Source organism: Bradyrhizobium sp. UFLA05-89, from assembly GCF_059803475.1.
In genome coordinates this window covers 53,239-68,062 of sequence record NZ_JBANBA010000022.1, presented here as the reverse complement: position 1 = coordinate 68,062, position 14,824 = coordinate 53,239, and the positions used below count along the sequence as shown (strand labels likewise).

At 63.6% G+C, this 14,824-nt stretch carries 16 protein-coding genes and 1 pseudogene; 7 read left to right on the top strand and 10 right to left on the bottom strand.

Annotation, left to right across the window (positions count from 1 at the left end):
• Window positions 1-38: 38 nt before the first annotated feature.
• Complete coding sequence (locus SO139_RS14565) at window positions 39-839, bottom strand: class I SAM-dependent methyltransferase (RefSeq protein WP_449377488.1); 801 nt, start codon at window positions 837-839, stop codon at window positions 39-41.
• 424 nt (window positions 840-1,263) lie between these two features.
• On the opposite strand from SO139_RS14565, the gene SO139_RS14560 reads away from it, so the two are divergent.
• The gene (locus SO139_RS14560; RefSeq protein ID WP_449377487.1) at window positions 1,264-2,292 is read left to right on the top strand and encodes a glycosyltransferase family 2 protein; all 1,029 of its coding nucleotides are present in this window, start codon (window positions 1,264-1,266) and stop codon (window positions 2,290-2,292) included.
• Between the two features lie 104 nt (window positions 2,293-2,396).
• Here SO139_RS14560 and SO139_RS14555 read toward each other — a convergent pair whose 3' ends face one another.
• Window positions 2,397-3,383, bottom strand: a complete 987-nt coding sequence (locus SO139_RS14555) for a glycosyltransferase (RefSeq protein WP_449377486.1) — start codon at window positions 3,381-3,383, stop codon at window positions 2,397-2,399.
• A gap of 244 nt (window positions 3,384-3,627) precedes the next feature.
• Between SO139_RS14555 and SO139_RS14550 the strand changes: the two genes are divergently transcribed.
• Both SO139_RS14550 and SO139_RS14545 read left to right on the top strand, forming a co-directional pair.
• Window positions 3,628-4,974 carry an O-antigen ligase family protein gene (locus SO139_RS14550; RefSeq protein ID WP_449377485.1) on the top strand — a complete coding sequence of 449 codons (1,347 nt, stop codon included), beginning with the start codon at window positions 3,628-3,630 and terminating at the stop codon, window positions 4,972-4,974.
• A gap of 170 nt (window positions 4,975-5,144) precedes the next feature.
• Window positions 5,145-6,290: a GNAT family N-acetyltransferase gene (locus tag SO139_RS14545; RefSeq protein WP_449377484.1), complete on the top strand. Its 1,146-nt coding sequence runs from the start codon at window positions 5,145-5,147 to the stop codon at window positions 6,288-6,290.
• 10 nt (window positions 6,291-6,300) lie between these two features.
• On the opposite strand, the gene SO139_RS14540 is transcribed toward SO139_RS14545, so the two are convergent.
• The 4 genes from SO139_RS14540 to SO139_RS14525 form a co-directional block, all read right to left on the bottom strand.
• Window positions 6,301-6,435: a hypothetical protein gene (locus SO139_RS14540; protein WP_449377483.1), complete on the bottom strand. Its 135-nt coding sequence runs from the start codon at window positions 6,433-6,435 to the stop codon at window positions 6,301-6,303.
• A gap of 61 nt (window positions 6,436-6,496) precedes the next feature.
• Window positions 6,497-7,096 (bottom strand): NAD(P)H:quinone oxidoreductase, encoded by a 600-nt coding sequence (wrbA, locus tag SO139_RS14535; RefSeq protein ID WP_449377482.1) that lies wholly within the window; start codon window positions 7,094-7,096, stop codon window positions 6,497-6,499.
• A gap of 175 nt (window positions 7,097-7,271) precedes the next feature.
• Window positions 7,272-7,970, bottom strand: a complete 699-nt coding sequence (locus SO139_RS14530) for a pirin family protein (RefSeq protein WP_449377481.1) — start codon at window positions 7,968-7,970, stop codon at window positions 7,272-7,274.
• Window positions 7,971-8,005: 35 nt separating this feature from the next.
• The gene (locus SO139_RS14525; RefSeq protein WP_449377480.1) at window positions 8,006-8,758 is read right to left on the bottom strand and encodes an SDR family NAD(P)-dependent oxidoreductase; all 753 of its coding nucleotides are present in this window, start codon (window positions 8,756-8,758) and stop codon (window positions 8,006-8,008) included.
• A gap of 117 nt (window positions 8,759-8,875) precedes the next feature.
• Here SO139_RS14525 and SO139_RS14520 point away from each other — a divergent pair, with 117 nt between their 5' ends.
• Window positions 8,876-9,811 carry a LysR family transcriptional regulator gene (locus tag SO139_RS14520; protein WP_449377479.1) on the top strand — a complete coding sequence of 312 codons (936 nt, stop codon included), beginning with the start codon at window positions 8,876-8,878 and terminating at the stop codon, window positions 9,809-9,811.
• Window positions 9,812-10,005: 194 nt separating this feature from the next.
• Window positions 10,006-10,528, top strand: a pseudogene (locus SO139_RS14515) (REP-associated tyrosine transposase).
• Window positions 10,529-10,569: 41 nt separating this feature from the next.
• Here the strand turns inward: SO139_RS14515 and SO139_RS14510 are convergent.
• The gene (locus SO139_RS14510) at window positions 10,570-10,827 is read right to left on the bottom strand and encodes a hypothetical protein (RefSeq protein ID WP_449377581.1); all 258 of its coding nucleotides are present in this window, start codon (window positions 10,825-10,827) and stop codon (window positions 10,570-10,572) included.
• Window positions 10,828-11,017: 190 nt separating this feature from the next.
• Between SO139_RS14510 and SO139_RS14505 the strand changes: the two genes are divergently transcribed.
• Together SO139_RS14505 and SO139_RS14500 are read left to right on the top strand one after the other, a co-directional pair.
• Window positions 11,018-12,004, top strand: a complete 987-nt coding sequence (locus SO139_RS14505; protein ID WP_449377478.1) for a tripartite tricarboxylate transporter substrate binding protein — start codon at window positions 11,018-11,020, stop codon at window positions 12,002-12,004.
• 96 nt (window positions 12,005-12,100) lie between these two features.
• The gene (locus tag SO139_RS14500; RefSeq protein WP_449377477.1) at window positions 12,101-12,454 is read left to right on the top strand and encodes a hypothetical protein; all 354 of its coding nucleotides are present in this window, start codon (window positions 12,101-12,103) and stop codon (window positions 12,452-12,454) included.
• A gap of 191 nt (window positions 12,455-12,645) precedes the next feature.
• Here the strand turns inward: SO139_RS14500 and SO139_RS14495 are convergent, their stop codons facing one another.
• The 3 genes from SO139_RS14495 to SO139_RS14485 are packed head-to-tail and all read right to left on the bottom strand — an operon-like array spanning window position 12,646 to window position 14,748.
• Window positions 12,646-13,113, bottom strand: a complete 468-nt coding sequence (locus SO139_RS14495; RefSeq protein ID WP_449377476.1) for a YbaK/EbsC family protein — start codon at window positions 13,111-13,113, stop codon at window positions 12,646-12,648.
• Entirely contained in the window at window positions 13,110-13,850 is a 741-nt protein-coding gene (locus SO139_RS14490; RefSeq protein WP_449377475.1) for a haloacid dehalogenase type II, read from the bottom strand. The genes SO139_RS14495 and SO139_RS14490 overlap by 4 nt, the downstream gene beginning before the upstream one ends.
• A 13-nt stretch (window positions 13,851-13,863) precedes the next feature.
• On the bottom strand, window positions 13,864-14,748 hold the full coding sequence (locus SO139_RS14485) for an amidohydrolase family protein (RefSeq protein WP_449377474.1): 885 nt from the start codon (window positions 14,746-14,748) through the stop codon (window positions 13,864-13,866).
• Window positions 14,749-14,824 lie beyond the last annotated feature (76 nt).

The following is a 14,824-nucleotide window of genomic DNA, read 5'->3' as shown; positions in this document are numbered from 1 at the left end:
CGCATGTCGGAATTCCGGGAGCGCCGGCGTCATGATTCTCAGCGTTTCCGCAGGACGACGTGATAGTCGCCGTGTCGCACGTCGGTGCCGCGCGGCAGCAGGAAATTCAAGGCCGCGGCGCCGGCATCGACGAGAGCCGCGAACAGCGGCTTGCGCTTGCGCATCTCGGGATAGCGCGGGCTTTCGACCTCGCGGCGGTAGATCGTCTCGAGCCCGTTGGCGTCGGCAAACGCCTCGAGATTGGGAAGCGTCACCAGCGGATGGAAGAAGGTCGGGAACGGCGGCTCGCCGGGCTCGCCGGCATTCTTGATGCCGCGAACCTGGCGGTAGAACCAGACGTGGAACCAGTGCGGCGAATATTTGGTGACGACGCCGGACAGCGAGCGCGGATTGGGCGCGCCGATCAAGATCATGCCGCCATGGCTCAAGGCCTCGCAGAAATTCTTCAACGCGGCCTCGACGTCGGGCAGATGCTCGATCACGTTGTAGCAGATGACGAGATCGACACTCTCCGGCTTGAAGCGATAGGTCTGGACGTCGCCGAGGATCGCTTCCTGGGCATAATCGTTGTTGCGGATCTGGTCTTCGTCGATATCGACGACGGTGACGTGGCTGCGGCCCAGGATTTCCAGCGGCAGGAAGCTGCTCGAACCGCCGCCGGCCTCATAGATCGCGAGCTGGCCCGGCGGCAGCTCGCGGCGCAGGACGTCGTGAACGGCGAGCAGGCTGTCGCGCGCCTCGCCCGAGACGAGGTCGAGCAGGGCCTGGGTGTGTGCTGGCGGAGCGCTGGTATCGATGCGGGTCGCGGTCGCGAAGTCGATCGTGGCTTGTTTATTCATGTTCTTCAATCGCGCGGGTTCGTTTCAAATTACAGGGAATCTCTCGCACGCTCGAAGAGCAAATTCGATGCCGCTGGGGCGCCATTGGTTGCGGTGCTTACGGTTGGGTTAATGCGAAGTCCCGTTAACTACGGCATCGTCCGCCGCGTACTGCTGCTGCGTGTTGGATCGGAAATTGCAGGAGAAGTTCGACGCAGATTCGCAAGGAAAAGCGCGTGAGAGCGGTTATGTGGATGACGATTGGCTTGCAAGCGAGCCTGGATTCAGCGGCTTGGGCACTTGCGCCGCGCGCAATGGTCTTGTTCGGCATGAGGAGACGTCCCGCCGGACGGCGCCATATTGGGACATCTGTGTTTCGCGGCAAGTTTACTGTGCCGTCGTGGAGCAGGAGTTTTTCAACACATCTCGGTCATTCAACGATATCATGACCCTGCTCCCGACCGAGCTGTCCACGAGCCGCATCACGAGCGCCGTGCGCGACCCCAACCGGGAGATCGCCGCGAGCTCGCGCGTGCTCGACCTCTCGGTTGGCATCGTCGTCTGCATTCCCTGCTTTCGCCGCCCGCAGCATTTGCGCCTGACGCTGGAGTCGCTGGCGGCCCAGCGCACTGCGCGCTCGTTTGCGGTGGTCATGGTGGAGAACGACGCCGCCCGGCGCGAGAGCGCGCCGGTTGCCGCCGAGTACCTGGCTGCCGGAAAGCTTCAGGGCGTCTGCCTGGTCGAGAAGCGGCAGGGCAATTGTCAGGCGATCAACGCCGCCTTCGAGACCGCGCAGGCATTGTTTCCGCTCGCGATCCGTTTCCTGATGATCGACGACGACGAGATTGCCTCGCCCGACTGGCTCGAGCTGATGGTTCGTACCGCGGAAGCGACCGGCGCAGACGTGGTCGGCGGTCCGGTGCTGCCGCTCTTCGACGACGACAGCAAGCCATGGCTCGCGCGCCATCCCGCCTTCTGTCCGGCCTATGACTACAGCGGTGCCGTGCCGCTGATCTATGGCTGCGGCAACTGCCTGATCACGCGTTCGGTGTTCGATCGGCTCGGCAGTCCGGCCTTCGACCTCCGCTTCAACTTTCTCGGCGGCGGCGACTGCGATTTCTTCATGCGGTGCCGAAACGCCGGCATGACGTTCCACTGGACCGCGGAAGCCGTGATCACCGAGACGGTGTCGCAAAGCCGCACGAGCTTGGGGTGGATCGCAAAGCGTGGCCTGCGCATCGGAGCGATCAATTATCGGGTGCAATCCAAGGCGGCAACGACTGCGGCGGCGCGGGCGCGTGTCTTTGCGGCGATGCTCGGAAGACTGCCGCTGTCGCTGGTTCGCGCGGCGCGCTTGTCGTTCTCGACCAGAGCCGTCGTCGCGATGCATCCCGTGATGGTTGCGTTCGGCAGCGCGCTTGCCGCCCTCGGCATCGAACAGCGGCCTTACGAGGCCTCGAAGATCGTCTCCTGACGGCTAAAGCGCGATGAGGTTAGGATGAACCGTCATCGCGCTTTAGGTTGTTGTTTGCGCATGATCTTTCCGGAAAACCGCTTCACACTTTTCCGGATCATGCTTTAGATACCGAAGCGGGCGAGAATCAGCTTCGCGAGCGATCGCGGCAGCGCGGTGAGAGACCGCTGCCCAACCATGCGCATATAGCGCAGGGCATCACGATGGCGGCCGAAGCGGACCGCCTGGGTCGCCGCATATGTGATGAGATGGATCTCGGCGGCCTGCCGCAGGGCGGGCCGACTCTCCGGTGCGAGCTTGCCGAGGATCAGCTCGTCGGCAAAGACGCGCTCCACGGCCGGAAAGAAGTCGCGCGGCGAGCGCGTGGCTGCATTCATGGTGTTCGCGCTGTGGAGGCGATAGTCGAGGAGCAGCGCGGGCACGAACTGGAAGTCGCCGATCGCGGCCAGGCGGCACCAGCAATGCCAGTCCTCGCACAGGCTGAGCCGCTCGTCGAAACCGCCGGCCGTCCAGAACGCGTCAGTGCGCACCAGCATGATACCGCCGTTGACGATGAAATTGCCGCGTGCGAGCCGCGCGAGCACATCGCCTGACGGCTTGCTGCGCCCTTTTAGGAGGCCGCGCCGGCCGATCGGCCGCCCATCACTGTCGATCAGATCGTAGTCGCCATAGACGACAACGGCGGCGGGCGCGGCCTTCGCGGCTGCAACCAGCGTCGCCACCGCGCCGGAGCGCAGACGATCGTCGGCGTCGAGGAACAGCAGCCATCCTCCGCGCGCCGCTCGTGCGCCGAGATTTCGCGCCGCCGAGACGCCCGCGAGCTCGTTCGCGACAAGGTGCAGCCGGCTGTCGCGGATGGATCCGACGATGGCTGCGGTCTCGTCGCTCGAGCCGTCGTCGATGACGATGACCTCGCCGACATCGGCACTTTGCGCGAGCGCGCTGTCGATCGTCTCGCGGATATAGGCAGCGGCGTTCTTGGCGGGAATGACGATGGAGACGAAGTTGGCCGAGCGCGCAGTGGCACTGGCGCGCGCCTCGACGGACGGCGCGCCCAGCGGTGGATCAAGGATGGCGCCGGCGGTGGTCAATTGACGTCTCGTCGTCTGGAGCAGCGTTTTTAATGGTTCGTTAACCAGGCCGTATATCGGCGCCGGCGCCGCGCGATGGCGGCTTGGGTCGCCTTCGATGATAGCCAGATAAGCGTCAAAGCTTTGCAGCAAAGGCGGCTCGAGGCCGGCTTTTGCATATTAGCGTTAAGCGGCCGACGCGGAGGCGTGGCCGGGAAGCATGCTGGTTGACGAAAGGTTAGCACCGGTCGGCTAAGGGTGATCGATGGATCGCAGTGCCGCCGACATCACTGGCGTGGGGGCCCGGCCGCTCGGTCAGGGGCTGCGCGCGTTCGTCGCCGGGCTCAGCGTCCTCGAGGCCGCGCGCTGCGTCGTCGCGGTCGCAGCGTTGCTCCTGGTGCTGGTGACCCTGGAACCGTTCCCGGATTTGCGCAATGCCGACCTTGCCAACGCCGCCTCGGGTCGATTAGCGCTGTCCTACATTGCATTTGCGGGGTTGGCCGCAATCGCCGTGCTGCTGACTGCCGCACAGGATGGGCCGTCGCTCAAGACTCTCCTGACGCCGCTGCATCTCTGCTTCATCGGCTGGATGCTGATCAATCTGGTTTTCTCGGAGAACCGGGGCGTGTCCACGCAGCGTTTCGTGCTGACGGGAAGCGTGACTGCGCTCGCCATCCTGCTGCCGCTGCTGCCACCGACGCAGAAGAGCTTCAACCGATGTCTCGGGCTCGCGGCCCTCGTGCTGCTCGCCCTGTGCTATCTCGGCGTCATGCTGGCGCCGGAATTTGCGATGCATACGGCCGTCGACATCGCAGAGCCGCAGCTTGCCGGCGATTGGCGCGGTAGTTTCGGGCACAAGAACGTCGCATCGCCCGTGATGTCCATTCTGGTTTATCTCGGCATCTATCTTGCCGCGGGCGGATCGTTCGTCATGGGGCCCGCGATCGCAGTACTTGCCAGCGTGTTCCTGATCTTCACCGGCGGCAAGACCTCGTCAGCGCTCTGTCTTGTCATCTATCTTCTGGCATCGCTGGTTTATGTTACCCGCAGCCTCTGGCTGAAGCGGCTGATCTGCTTCGCGCCGCTGATCGTGATGAACCTGCTGACGGTTGGCAGCGTCGCAAGTCCCACTCTTGCGGCCCTCACGAGGCAGCTTCCGGTCGATCCGACCTTCACCGGCCGAAGCGACATCTGGGAGTTCGCGCTGGCGGCGGTGGCGGAAAAGCCCATCCTGGGTCATGGCTACGCGGCATTCTGGGACGACGTCAGCCAGCGCGAGACCGCCAAGGGTGCCGAGTGGGCCGTGACCGCGGCGCATAGTCACAATAGTTACCTCGACCTCGCGGTCACGATCGGCCTGCCGGGCCTCCTGCTCTGCATCCTCATTTTCGTTACCGCCCCGCTCAGGAATTTTCAGGTCGTCCAGGGCAACAGCCGCAGCCGCCCGCTGGCCAAGCTGTTCCTGACGATCTGGCTGTTCGGTCTTTACTTCGGGACGACCGAGACCTTCCTGTTCGATCGGATCAATCCCACCTGGTTCCTGTTCGTGCTCGCGGTCGCCGGTCTGCATTTCCTCGCCAGGTTCCAATGCTTGGACAAGGAGGACGCCTGAGCCGCCGACAGTTTGTCGCAGGATGGGCTCCGACGACGTCCCGTATCGGGACATGAACAGTTTTGCCCGACACAACGGTATCGGCTTAACGATAAGCAGCAACGTAACTTGTGGTTGGCGACAAAACGCTATTCATCTGGAAACGTTCAGCAACTGTATGCCCAGGGCGGATGGCGTTTCTCAGCGTCGAGCAACTAGACGGTCGGGTGACCAGCGCGTCCGAAATCGCGATCGATTTTGTGCGCGACTGGAAGCACGCCGCGTCACGCCTGGGTGCGGGCCACCGCACGGCGTTCCAGCACGGTGACTGGCTCGCGGCCTGGTACGACGCATTCCGCGACGTCTCTCCGCTGATCGCAATCATTTCCGATGCTGCAGCCGGCCAGGACATCGCGCTGGTGCCGATGATCAGCCGCAGCAAGGGTGGCATACGCATCGTCGAGTTCGCAGATCTCGGCGTGTCCGACAACAACGCGCCGATCCTGGCGCCAGGCGCCGCATGCGATGCCGCCGGCGCGCGCGCCATCGGCGATGCGCTGGTCAATGGCTTGCGCGCGTTGCCGGATCAGATCGATCTGTTGCGCCTGCAGAAGATGCCGGCCTTTGTGGGTGGCAAGCCGAACCCGCTGGTGTCGCTCGGCCGTGTCGGATCCTGTTCGCTCAATGGCAATCTGGTGCTGACGGGCGACGATTATTCGGACTACCGCACCTCGATCAAGCGCATGCAACTGCCGCGCTGCTGGCGCGTCTTCAGCCGTCACGCAGGCGCGCGTTTCGAGATCGCGAGCGATGTCGACCATGCGCTGAGATTGCTCGATGCGATGGACGTCCAGCAGCAGCAGCGCATGAAGCAGCTCGGAGTCAAGTTCGTCCTCAGCGACGAGAGCCACGCGAAATTCTATCGCGACGTGATCCGGCAGGGCGTTGCCGAGGGCTATGCGATCGTCTCTGCGCTGGTGTGCGACGAGGGCATCATCGCGACGTCGTTGGGCCTCAGATACGGCGCGACCTACTATCTGCTGCGCATCGGCAACGCTGGCAGGCCGTGGTCGGCCTGCTCGCCGGGCCTGCTCGTGACCGAATGCACGATGGCGGCCTTGCATGGAGAAGGCGTGCGCCGCTTCGATCTCAGCATCGGCAATCACGACTACAAGCGCCGCTTCGGCGCCGTGCCGCTTCCGCTGACCGACGTCAGCGTCGCGTTGTCCTGGCGCGGCGTGCCCTATGTGCTGCGCGATCATGCGGCCCAGGGCCTGCGCCGCCATCCACGGCTTGCCGCTCTTGCGAATCGCGCGATGGGCAAGACCCAGCGCTAGCCGAGGTGCTTCACCGTCCGGTGCACTCGGCGCAGTGCAGCCGGCCGCGCGAGGCGCGAAACAGGCTGCGGCAATACCAGCGCCGGGCCAGCGCCTCGACGGGCTTGCGGATCATCTGCGCCATCAGGAGAATTTCGAAAGCCATACGTTGCTCCTGCAAGCTGACATGGGGCGGCATCCGCAAGGAGAATGCCGCCCCGAAGGCATCAGCCATGCAGCTTGTTGGCGGTCTCCGCGATCACGCGCCCTTGATAGCGCGCGCCGGCGAGCTCATTGGCGCTGGGCTGGCGGCTGCCGTCGCCGCCGGTGATCGTGGTGGCTCCGTAGGGCGCGCCGCCCGTCACTTCGTCCAGCTTCATCTGGCCGGCAAAACCGTAGTTCAGGCCGACCACGACCATGCCGAAATGCAGGAGGTTGGTGATGATCGAGAACAGCGTCGTCTCCTGGCCGCCATGCTGCGTCGCGGTCGACGAGAAGGCGCCGCCGACCTTGCCGTGCAGTGCGCCCTTGGCCCAGAGGCCGCCGGCCTGGTCCAAAAAGTTTGCCATCTGCGAGGACATCCGGCCGAAGCGGGTGCCGGTGCCGACGATGATCGCGTCGTAATTCGCGAGGTCGTCGACCTTGGCGACCGGAGCGGCCTGGTCAACCTTGTAGTAGGAGGCTTTGGCGACCTCGGCCGGCACGAGCTCGGGCACGCGCTTGATGTCGACGGTCGCGCCAGTTTCGCGCGCGCCTTCGGCAACGGCATTGGCCATCGCTTCGATGTGACCGTAGGCGGAATAATAGAGGACGAGAACTTTAGCCATGGGTAGTCTCCGTTGAGTGATGGTGAGTTTGGAAATTCGTGTCATTGCCGGGCAAAAGCGCGAAGCGCGTCTTCGCGCCAGAAGTCCCGGCAATCCATCACCCCTCGAAGAGTCTTCCGAAGGTGATGGATGCCCGGGTCAAGCCCGGGCATGACGAGTTCGGAGTCCGAGCGCCTTACGCTGCATCGACGAGCACGAGCTCGGAATCCTCAAGCGCCGTGATCGTCAGGTTGGCTTCGTCGCGGATTGCGGCGCCGTCGCGTGCGTTGATGCGCACCCCATTGACCTCGACTGCGCCAGCGGCCGGCACGAGATAGAGGTGACGCGACTGCATCGGCTCGTATTGCGCGCTCTCGCCGGCCTTGAGCGTCGTGGCGAGCACCCGCGCGTTGGCGCGGATCGGCAGCGCTTCCTTGTCATCCTTGAAGCCGCTCGCGATGGTGACGAGCTTGCCGTTGCGGCTTGCCTTCGGAAACGGTTTTGACCCCCAGGTCGGCTGGCCGCCGCTTCCGACCGGCTCGATCCAGATCTGGAAGATCTTGGTCTTCGTCGGCTCGAGATTGTACTCGGAGTGGCGGATGCCGCTTCCGGCGCTCATCACCTGAACGTCGCCCGCTTCAGTGCGGCCCTCGTTGCCGAGGCTGTCCTGATGGGTGATCGCGCCTTCGCGCACATAGGTGATGATTTCCATGTTGGCATGGGGATGAGCGGGAAAGCCGGTATTCGGCGCGATCTCGTCATCGTTCCAGACGCGCAAGGCGCCGTGGCCCATGTTGTCGGGGTCGTAATGGCCAGCGAAGGAGAAATGATGCCTGGCCTTGAGCCAGCCGTGATCGGCGCTGCCGAGCTTTGCGAAGGGTCTGATTTCAATCATGTGCGTGGTTCCTTGCTTGAATTGTCCGCGTCCGATCAGGCGCCAAAGCCGCCGTCGACGTTGAGCACGGTGCCGGTGACGAAGGAGGCTTCCGGGCTCGCCAGGAAGACGACGCCGGCTGCGACTTCCTCGGGTCGGCCGAAGCGCTGCAGCGCGTGCTGCTTGCGCTGGGTCTCGGCGAACTCGCCGCCATCCTTCGGATTCATGTCGGTGTCGATCGAGCCGGGTTGCACCACGTTGACGGTGATGCCGCGCGGCCCCAAGTCGCGCGCTGCGCCCTTGGTGTAGCCGACCACCGCGGCCTTGGTCGCGACGTAGTCGGCAAGGCCGGGGAACGAGGCGCGGTCGGCGAGCATCGAGCCGACGGTGACGATGCGGCCGCCTTCACCCATGATTTGCGAAGCGGTGCGGATCGCCGCGATCACGCCATGTACGTTGACGGCATCGAGGCGCGCCAGTGCCGCGGTGTCGGCCTTGGCATCGTCGATGGCGCCGCCGGCGGCGACGCCGGCATTGTTGACGAGGATGTCGAGACGGCCGAACTCATTCGCGACGTCCTTCACGAGCTGTTCGACCTCAGCGACCGAGGCCTGGTCGGCCTTGAAGGCACGCGCCTTCACGCCCCTGGTCTTCAGTTCGGCGACGACGGCCTCGGCCTTGTCGGGCGAGGCGACGTAGCTGATGGCGACGTCGGCGCCTTCATCGGCGAGAGCGCGGGCGGAGGCCGCGCCGATGCCGCGCGAGCCGCCGGTGACGAGAGCAACCTTGCCTGAGAGCTTCTTGGTCATTGGATTTCTCCATTCCCTGAATGTCTGATGCCCCTTTGATATGCTTCCGCTTGTGGTATAGAAATAGAAACTGTCGAAACACATTGTTTCCATAAACGTGACTGACGGGGCGCTCCCATGGCAAAACTCCCGGATTTCGAGGCACTCGCGATCTTCGCAAAAGTCGTGGAATTACGGTCATTTGCGGCCGCCGCAGGCGAGCTTGCGATGTCGAAGGCGACCGTCTCCAAGGCGGTGACCCGGCTGGAGGAGCGGCTTGGCGCGCGGCTGTTCAATCGCACCTCGCGCCGGCTCGCGCTCACCGACGCCGGCCACAAGCTCGCCGATCGGGCGACGCGTCTGCTCGCCGACGGCGAGGCGGCGGAGAACGAGGCCTTGGCGCAATCCGTCGCGCCGCGCGGCCTCGTGCGCCTCGCGGTGCCCATGACCTTCGGCGTCAAAGCGGTCGCGCCGCTGTTGCCGGAGTTCTTCCAGACCTATCCGGAGGTCTCGGTCGACCTGCATTTGAGCGATGCCACCGTCGATCTGATCGGCGAGGGTTTTGATGCCGCACTGCGCATCGCGCGGCTGCCGGATTCCTCGCTGATCGCGCGGCGGCTCTTCACCATGCCGCGCTACACGGTCGCTGCGCCGTCATACCTCAAGCGCCACGGCCGGCCGACACATCCGATGCACCTCGCCGAGCACAAATGCTTCAGCTACGCCTATCTCACCACGCCGAACGTCTGGCATTACACCAACAGCGCGGGCGAGCAGGCGAGCGTGCGCCCGGCCGGACAATTGCGCGTCAACAATGGCGAGGCCGTGATGCCGGCGCTGCTCGCAGGGCTCGGCATTGCCGATCTTCCCGAATTCATCGTCGGTGAGGCCATCGCATCCGGTGAGGTCGAGGTGATCCTGAAGGACTGGAAGCAGGCCGAAGGCGCCGTGCATCTCGTCACCCCACCCGGCGGCCCGCGCCCTGCGCGTGTCGAGGTGCTTGCCGAGTTTCTTGCGGCGAAATTGCCGGGCACATGCAAGCGGCAGACGAAGAAGCGCGCGAAGGCGGGTTAGTTTCGGTGGGCACGCTTCGCTTTGCCCACCCTACTGCATCTTCGCCCGTGGTACCTTAGCCACATCACGCACAACCACGCGCAGGTTCGGCTTCAGCGTCTCTTGCAAGTCGTAGCTCTCTGGCGAACGAGCAATGATTCTCGTAGGGTGGGCAAAGCGAAGCGTGCCCACCACTTTCGGTGAGAGAGTTGCAAATGCCTCAGTATCGTCGAGCAACCGGCAAGGTATTCTTCTTCACTGTTGTTCTTGCCGATCGTTCGAGCACGTTACTGATTGATGAGATTGATCGTCTGAGGCGGGCCTACCGCACTGTTCAGCAGCGTCGCCCATTTGAGACCGTGGCAATCTGCATCTTGCCTGATCATGTGCATGCCATTTGGGAACTGCCAGAGGACGATGCCGACTTTTCGTCCCGATGGAATCTGGTCAAAGGCACCTTTTCGCGAGGCTTGGACTCACGGCCGAGTTCGGCAAGCAAGGTTGCCAAGCGCGAAAAAGGGATCTGGCAACGCCGCTATTGGGAGCACGCGATTCGAGACGAGGCGGATTTGGAACGGCATATTGACTACACCCACTTCAAATCCTGTGAAACATGGACCAGTTGCGCGAGTAGGCGATTGGTTGCCCAGCAGCTTCCATCGTTACGTCGCGCAAGGCATTCGCCCTCCCGATTGGGGAGGGAACGTGCGGGAAATCGCGGGAGATTTTGGCGAATGATGGTGGGCACGCTTCGCTTTGCCCACCCTACGACACTGCGCCTACGACGACTTCATCCCGTCGCTGGCGATCACCTGCAGGCTTGGCTTCAGCGTCTCTTTCAGCTGCGCCTTCAGCTCATGCACCCGCGGATCGCTCGATCGCGCGGCGCAGGCTGAGTATTGATTGACCGATAACACCAGCGCGCGCCGCGCCTCCGGCGTTCGTGTCAGATCCGGTTTTGCCAGCCGCAGCACAATGCCGGCGAGATTCACCAGCATCTCGTCCAGCGCACCATCGATCGTGCGAATCTCGTTCATCCCGTGGTCTCCCGCCAATTCAATCACGCGCGGCGGGATCCGTTCCTGCACTTTGAGATGCAGGGATAACAGTTCGCAAATGTTGCGCTGTGTCCGGCCTAAAATGCACAGATGCGGCACGGTGATACCTTTGTTCATTCGCATCGCCGCGCTACTCTGCTGGGAACAACAAAGACGGGGAGGGCTGGCTATGAACCGACGCGATCTCTTGCGCGCCGCGGCGTTTACACCGCTTGCACAGACAGCGCTGACGCGCGTCGCCTTTGCGCAAGCCTATCCCTCGCGCAACATCACCATGATCGTGCCGTTTCCGGCCGGCGGCCAGGCCGATCTCGCGGCGCGTCCCGTTGCGATGGCGCTCGAGCGCATCCTCGGCAAGTCGGTCATCGTCGACAATCGTGCTGGCGGCGCCGGCGGATCGGTCGGCAATGCGGCTGCCGCGCGCGCCGAGCCGGATGGACACACGCTGCTGATGACGCTGTCCTCGCTCGCGGTGCTGCCGGAAGCGGACCGGCTGTTCAACCGGCCCGTCGCCTACGAGGTCTCGCAGTTCACGCCGATCGCGCGCGTGCTCGCCGATCCAACGTTGCTTGCTGTGCCGGCATCGGCACCGTGGAAGACGGTGCAGGAGTTCGTCGACGATGCGAAGAAGCGTCCGGGGCAGATCACCTACGGCTCGTCGGGGCCTTACGGGACACTGCACGTCGCGATGGAGATGTTTGCCGTCAGCGCCGACATCAAGCTGCTGCATGTGCCGTTCCGCGGCGCCGGTCCAGCGCTGACCGCGATTCTAAGTGGCACGGTGCAGGCAATCGCGGCGGCGCCCGGCACGCTGAAGCCGCAGGTCGATGACGGCAAGCTGCGCGTGCTGGCGAACTGGGGTGCGCAGCGCATCGCGAGCTTTCCCGACATCCCGACCTTCAGGGAGATCGGCTTTGGAGATGTCGAGATGTACATCTGGGCCGGCCTGTTCGGGCAGAGCGCGCTGCCGCAGCCGATCGTCAGTCGTCTGCGCGAGGCGATGGAGCAGGTGATGAAGAGCGCGGATGTCCTCAAGACATTCGCGGCCTCGGGCAGTCTCGTCGCCTATCAGGACGCGCCCGAGTTTTCACAGTTCGTCGCGGCCGACAGCGCGCGGCTGATCGCAGCGGTCAAGAAGATCGGCAAGGTGGAATAGGTTCCGTTCCGGCTTTCACATTTTGTTGTTGGTCCAGAACCTTCGCGCGCCTCATTGATTGAGGAGCGTTTGAGAGAAAATGAGAAGGATCGAGACATGCGAACAGGGCCGATTGCGCTCGGTGTGGCGCTTGCGATCGGCGGCACGGTCGCCGCGAGCGCCGTCTCAGCTCAGGAATATCGCGGCACCATGGAACAACAGATGGCCTGCACGCCGGATGTCTGGCGCCTGTGCAGCGACCAGATTCCTGACGTGAACCGGATCGTCGCCTGCCTGCGGCACAACACGCCGCAGCTTTCCAGCGGATGCCGCGCGGTGTTTGAAACCAACAACCAGGCGCAGCCGCCACAAGTGCTGCCGCGCGGCCGGCCCGCACCGCCGCGCTACGACAATATGCCGCCGCCTCCTGCAGTCCCCCCGCCGCGGCCTTACTACGATGACAACTATTAAAGCCGATGAGATAAAGTGCGGTCGATCGCCTCGAATTCACCTCTCCCCAGCGGGGAGAGGTCGGATTGCGAAGCAATCCGGGTGAGGGCCGCAGCGTTCAGAGAGGCCGTAACCATTCACGCGGATCGCATCTGTCGCTGCGATCCGAGCTCTCCCTTCGGGAGAGGTGAACCGGCAAGCATTAGCGCGGCCTAAGGTCGGTGCTCGCAGACGTCGACCCATTCGGCGCCGACCAGCTCGGCCATGCGATCGGGTGCAATGCGCACCGCGCTGTGGGTTGAGCCCGCGGCCGGCACCACGACGTCGAATGCTTTCAGCGACACGTCGCAATAGATCGGCAGCGGCGCCTTCAGCCCGAACGGACAGACGCCGCCGACCTCGTGGCCAGTGATGTCGGCGACCTCTTCGAGCCCCAGCATCTTCGGCTTGCCGCCGAACTGCGCCTTCACCTTCTTATTGTCCATGCGCGAGGTGCCGCTGGCGACGATCAGGACGACGCGCTCGCCGATCCGCAAGGACAGCGTCTTGGCGATGCGGCCGGGCTCGACGCCATAGGCCTCGGCGGCGAGCGTCACCGTCGCCGAGCTGATCGGCGATTCGATCACGGTGATGTCTGGAGCTTTCTCGGCGAAGAAGTCGCGAACGGATTGAATGCTCATAGGCGGGCGGCAATCTCGGACAGTTCGGAAAGTGAGCGGACGCGATGATCCGGCGCAAGGCCCAGCTCGTCCATCTGGGTCCGGATCGCCTTGAACATCGTCAGCGGTGCCACGAGATCGCTTTCGACGCAAGCCAGTGCCATGGCTTCCGGTGTCACCCGCTCGATCCAGGCGACGTTCAGTCCGAACGCCTTGGCGCCGGCGACGTCCCACGGATTTGACGAGATGAACAGCACCTCGTCGGGCCTGGTGCCGAACACCTCGCTGATCAGCGCATAGGCCTGCGGGCTCGGCTTGAAGACCTTCTTCGCATCGACGCTGATCGTGGCGTCGAGCAGCTTGTCGAGACCGGAATTGTGCACCAGCGCGTCGAGCATGTCCGGGCTGCCGTTGGAGAGGATGGCGAGCTTGCGCGGCTTCAGCGCTGCAAGCGCGTCGGCCGCGTCCGGATAGAGCTCGAGATGCAGATATTTCGCGATCACGCGCTCGAAGGCGTCGCTCTCATAGGCGAGCCCAAGCACACGCAGCGTATAGGTAAGCGAGTCGCGCGTGACGGCGGCGAAATCCTGGTAGCGCTGCATCAGCGAGCGCAACCAGGTGTATTCGAGCTGCTTGATCCGCCACACCTGCGTGATGATCTCGCCGTAGCCCGGGAACGCATCCTCTGTGATCTCTGCGACCGACTGGATGTCGTAGAGCGTTCCGTAGGCGTCGAAGACGACGGCTTTGATCGTCACGCTGACCTCTTCGTTAGATCCCCAACAGCTTGCGCGCGTTAGCCTTGAGCACCTTCGGCCGGATCTCGTCGCGGATATCGATCTTGGCGAAGTCGGCCAGCCACCGGTCTGGTGTGATCACCGGCCAGTCCGAGCCGAACAGCATCTTATCCTGCAGGATCGAGTTGATATAGCGCACCAGGATCGGCGGGAAATATTTCGGCGACCAGCCGGACAGGTCGATATAGACGTTCGGCTTGTGGGTCGCGACCGACAGCGCTTCTTCCTGCCAGGGGAAGGAGGGGTGGGCGAGGATGATCTTGAGGTCGGGGAAGTCAGCCGCGACGTCGTCCATGTACATCGGGTTGGAATATTTCAGCCGCATTCCCATGCCGCCGGGCATGCCCGAGCCGACGCCGGTCTGGCCGGTGTGAAACAGCGCGATCGCGCCGCCATTGTTGATCTCTTCGTAGAGCGGGTAGGCCATGCGGTCGTTGGCGTAGAAGCCCTGCATGGTCGGGTGGAATTTGAAGCCGCGGACGCCGTATTCCTCGATCAGCTTGCGCGCCTCGCGCACGCCCAGCTTGCCCTTGTGCGGATCGATCGAGACGAAGGGAATGAGGACGTCGAGATGGTCGGAGGCGACCTCGAGCATCTCGTAATTGTTGTAGCGGCGGAAGCCGGTCTCGCGCTCGGCATCGACCGGGAAGATCACGGCGGCGATGTTCTTGGCGCGGTAGTAGGCCGCGGTCTCGGGCACAGTCGGCGGATGCTTGTTCGGCGACTTGAAGTATTCCGCCATCTGCGCCTGGAAATCGTCATAGCCGTCGTCGGGGTGGCAGCCGCAGGGCTCCTCCGCGTGGGTGTGGATGTCGATCGCGACGACGTCGTCGATATTTGGCAGCTTCAGCTTGGGCATTGGTTTCCTCCCGAAGGGTTGCCAAATTGATTATATCATATAACGAATTTGGCAAGGCGTCGCAGGAGGTATAGAT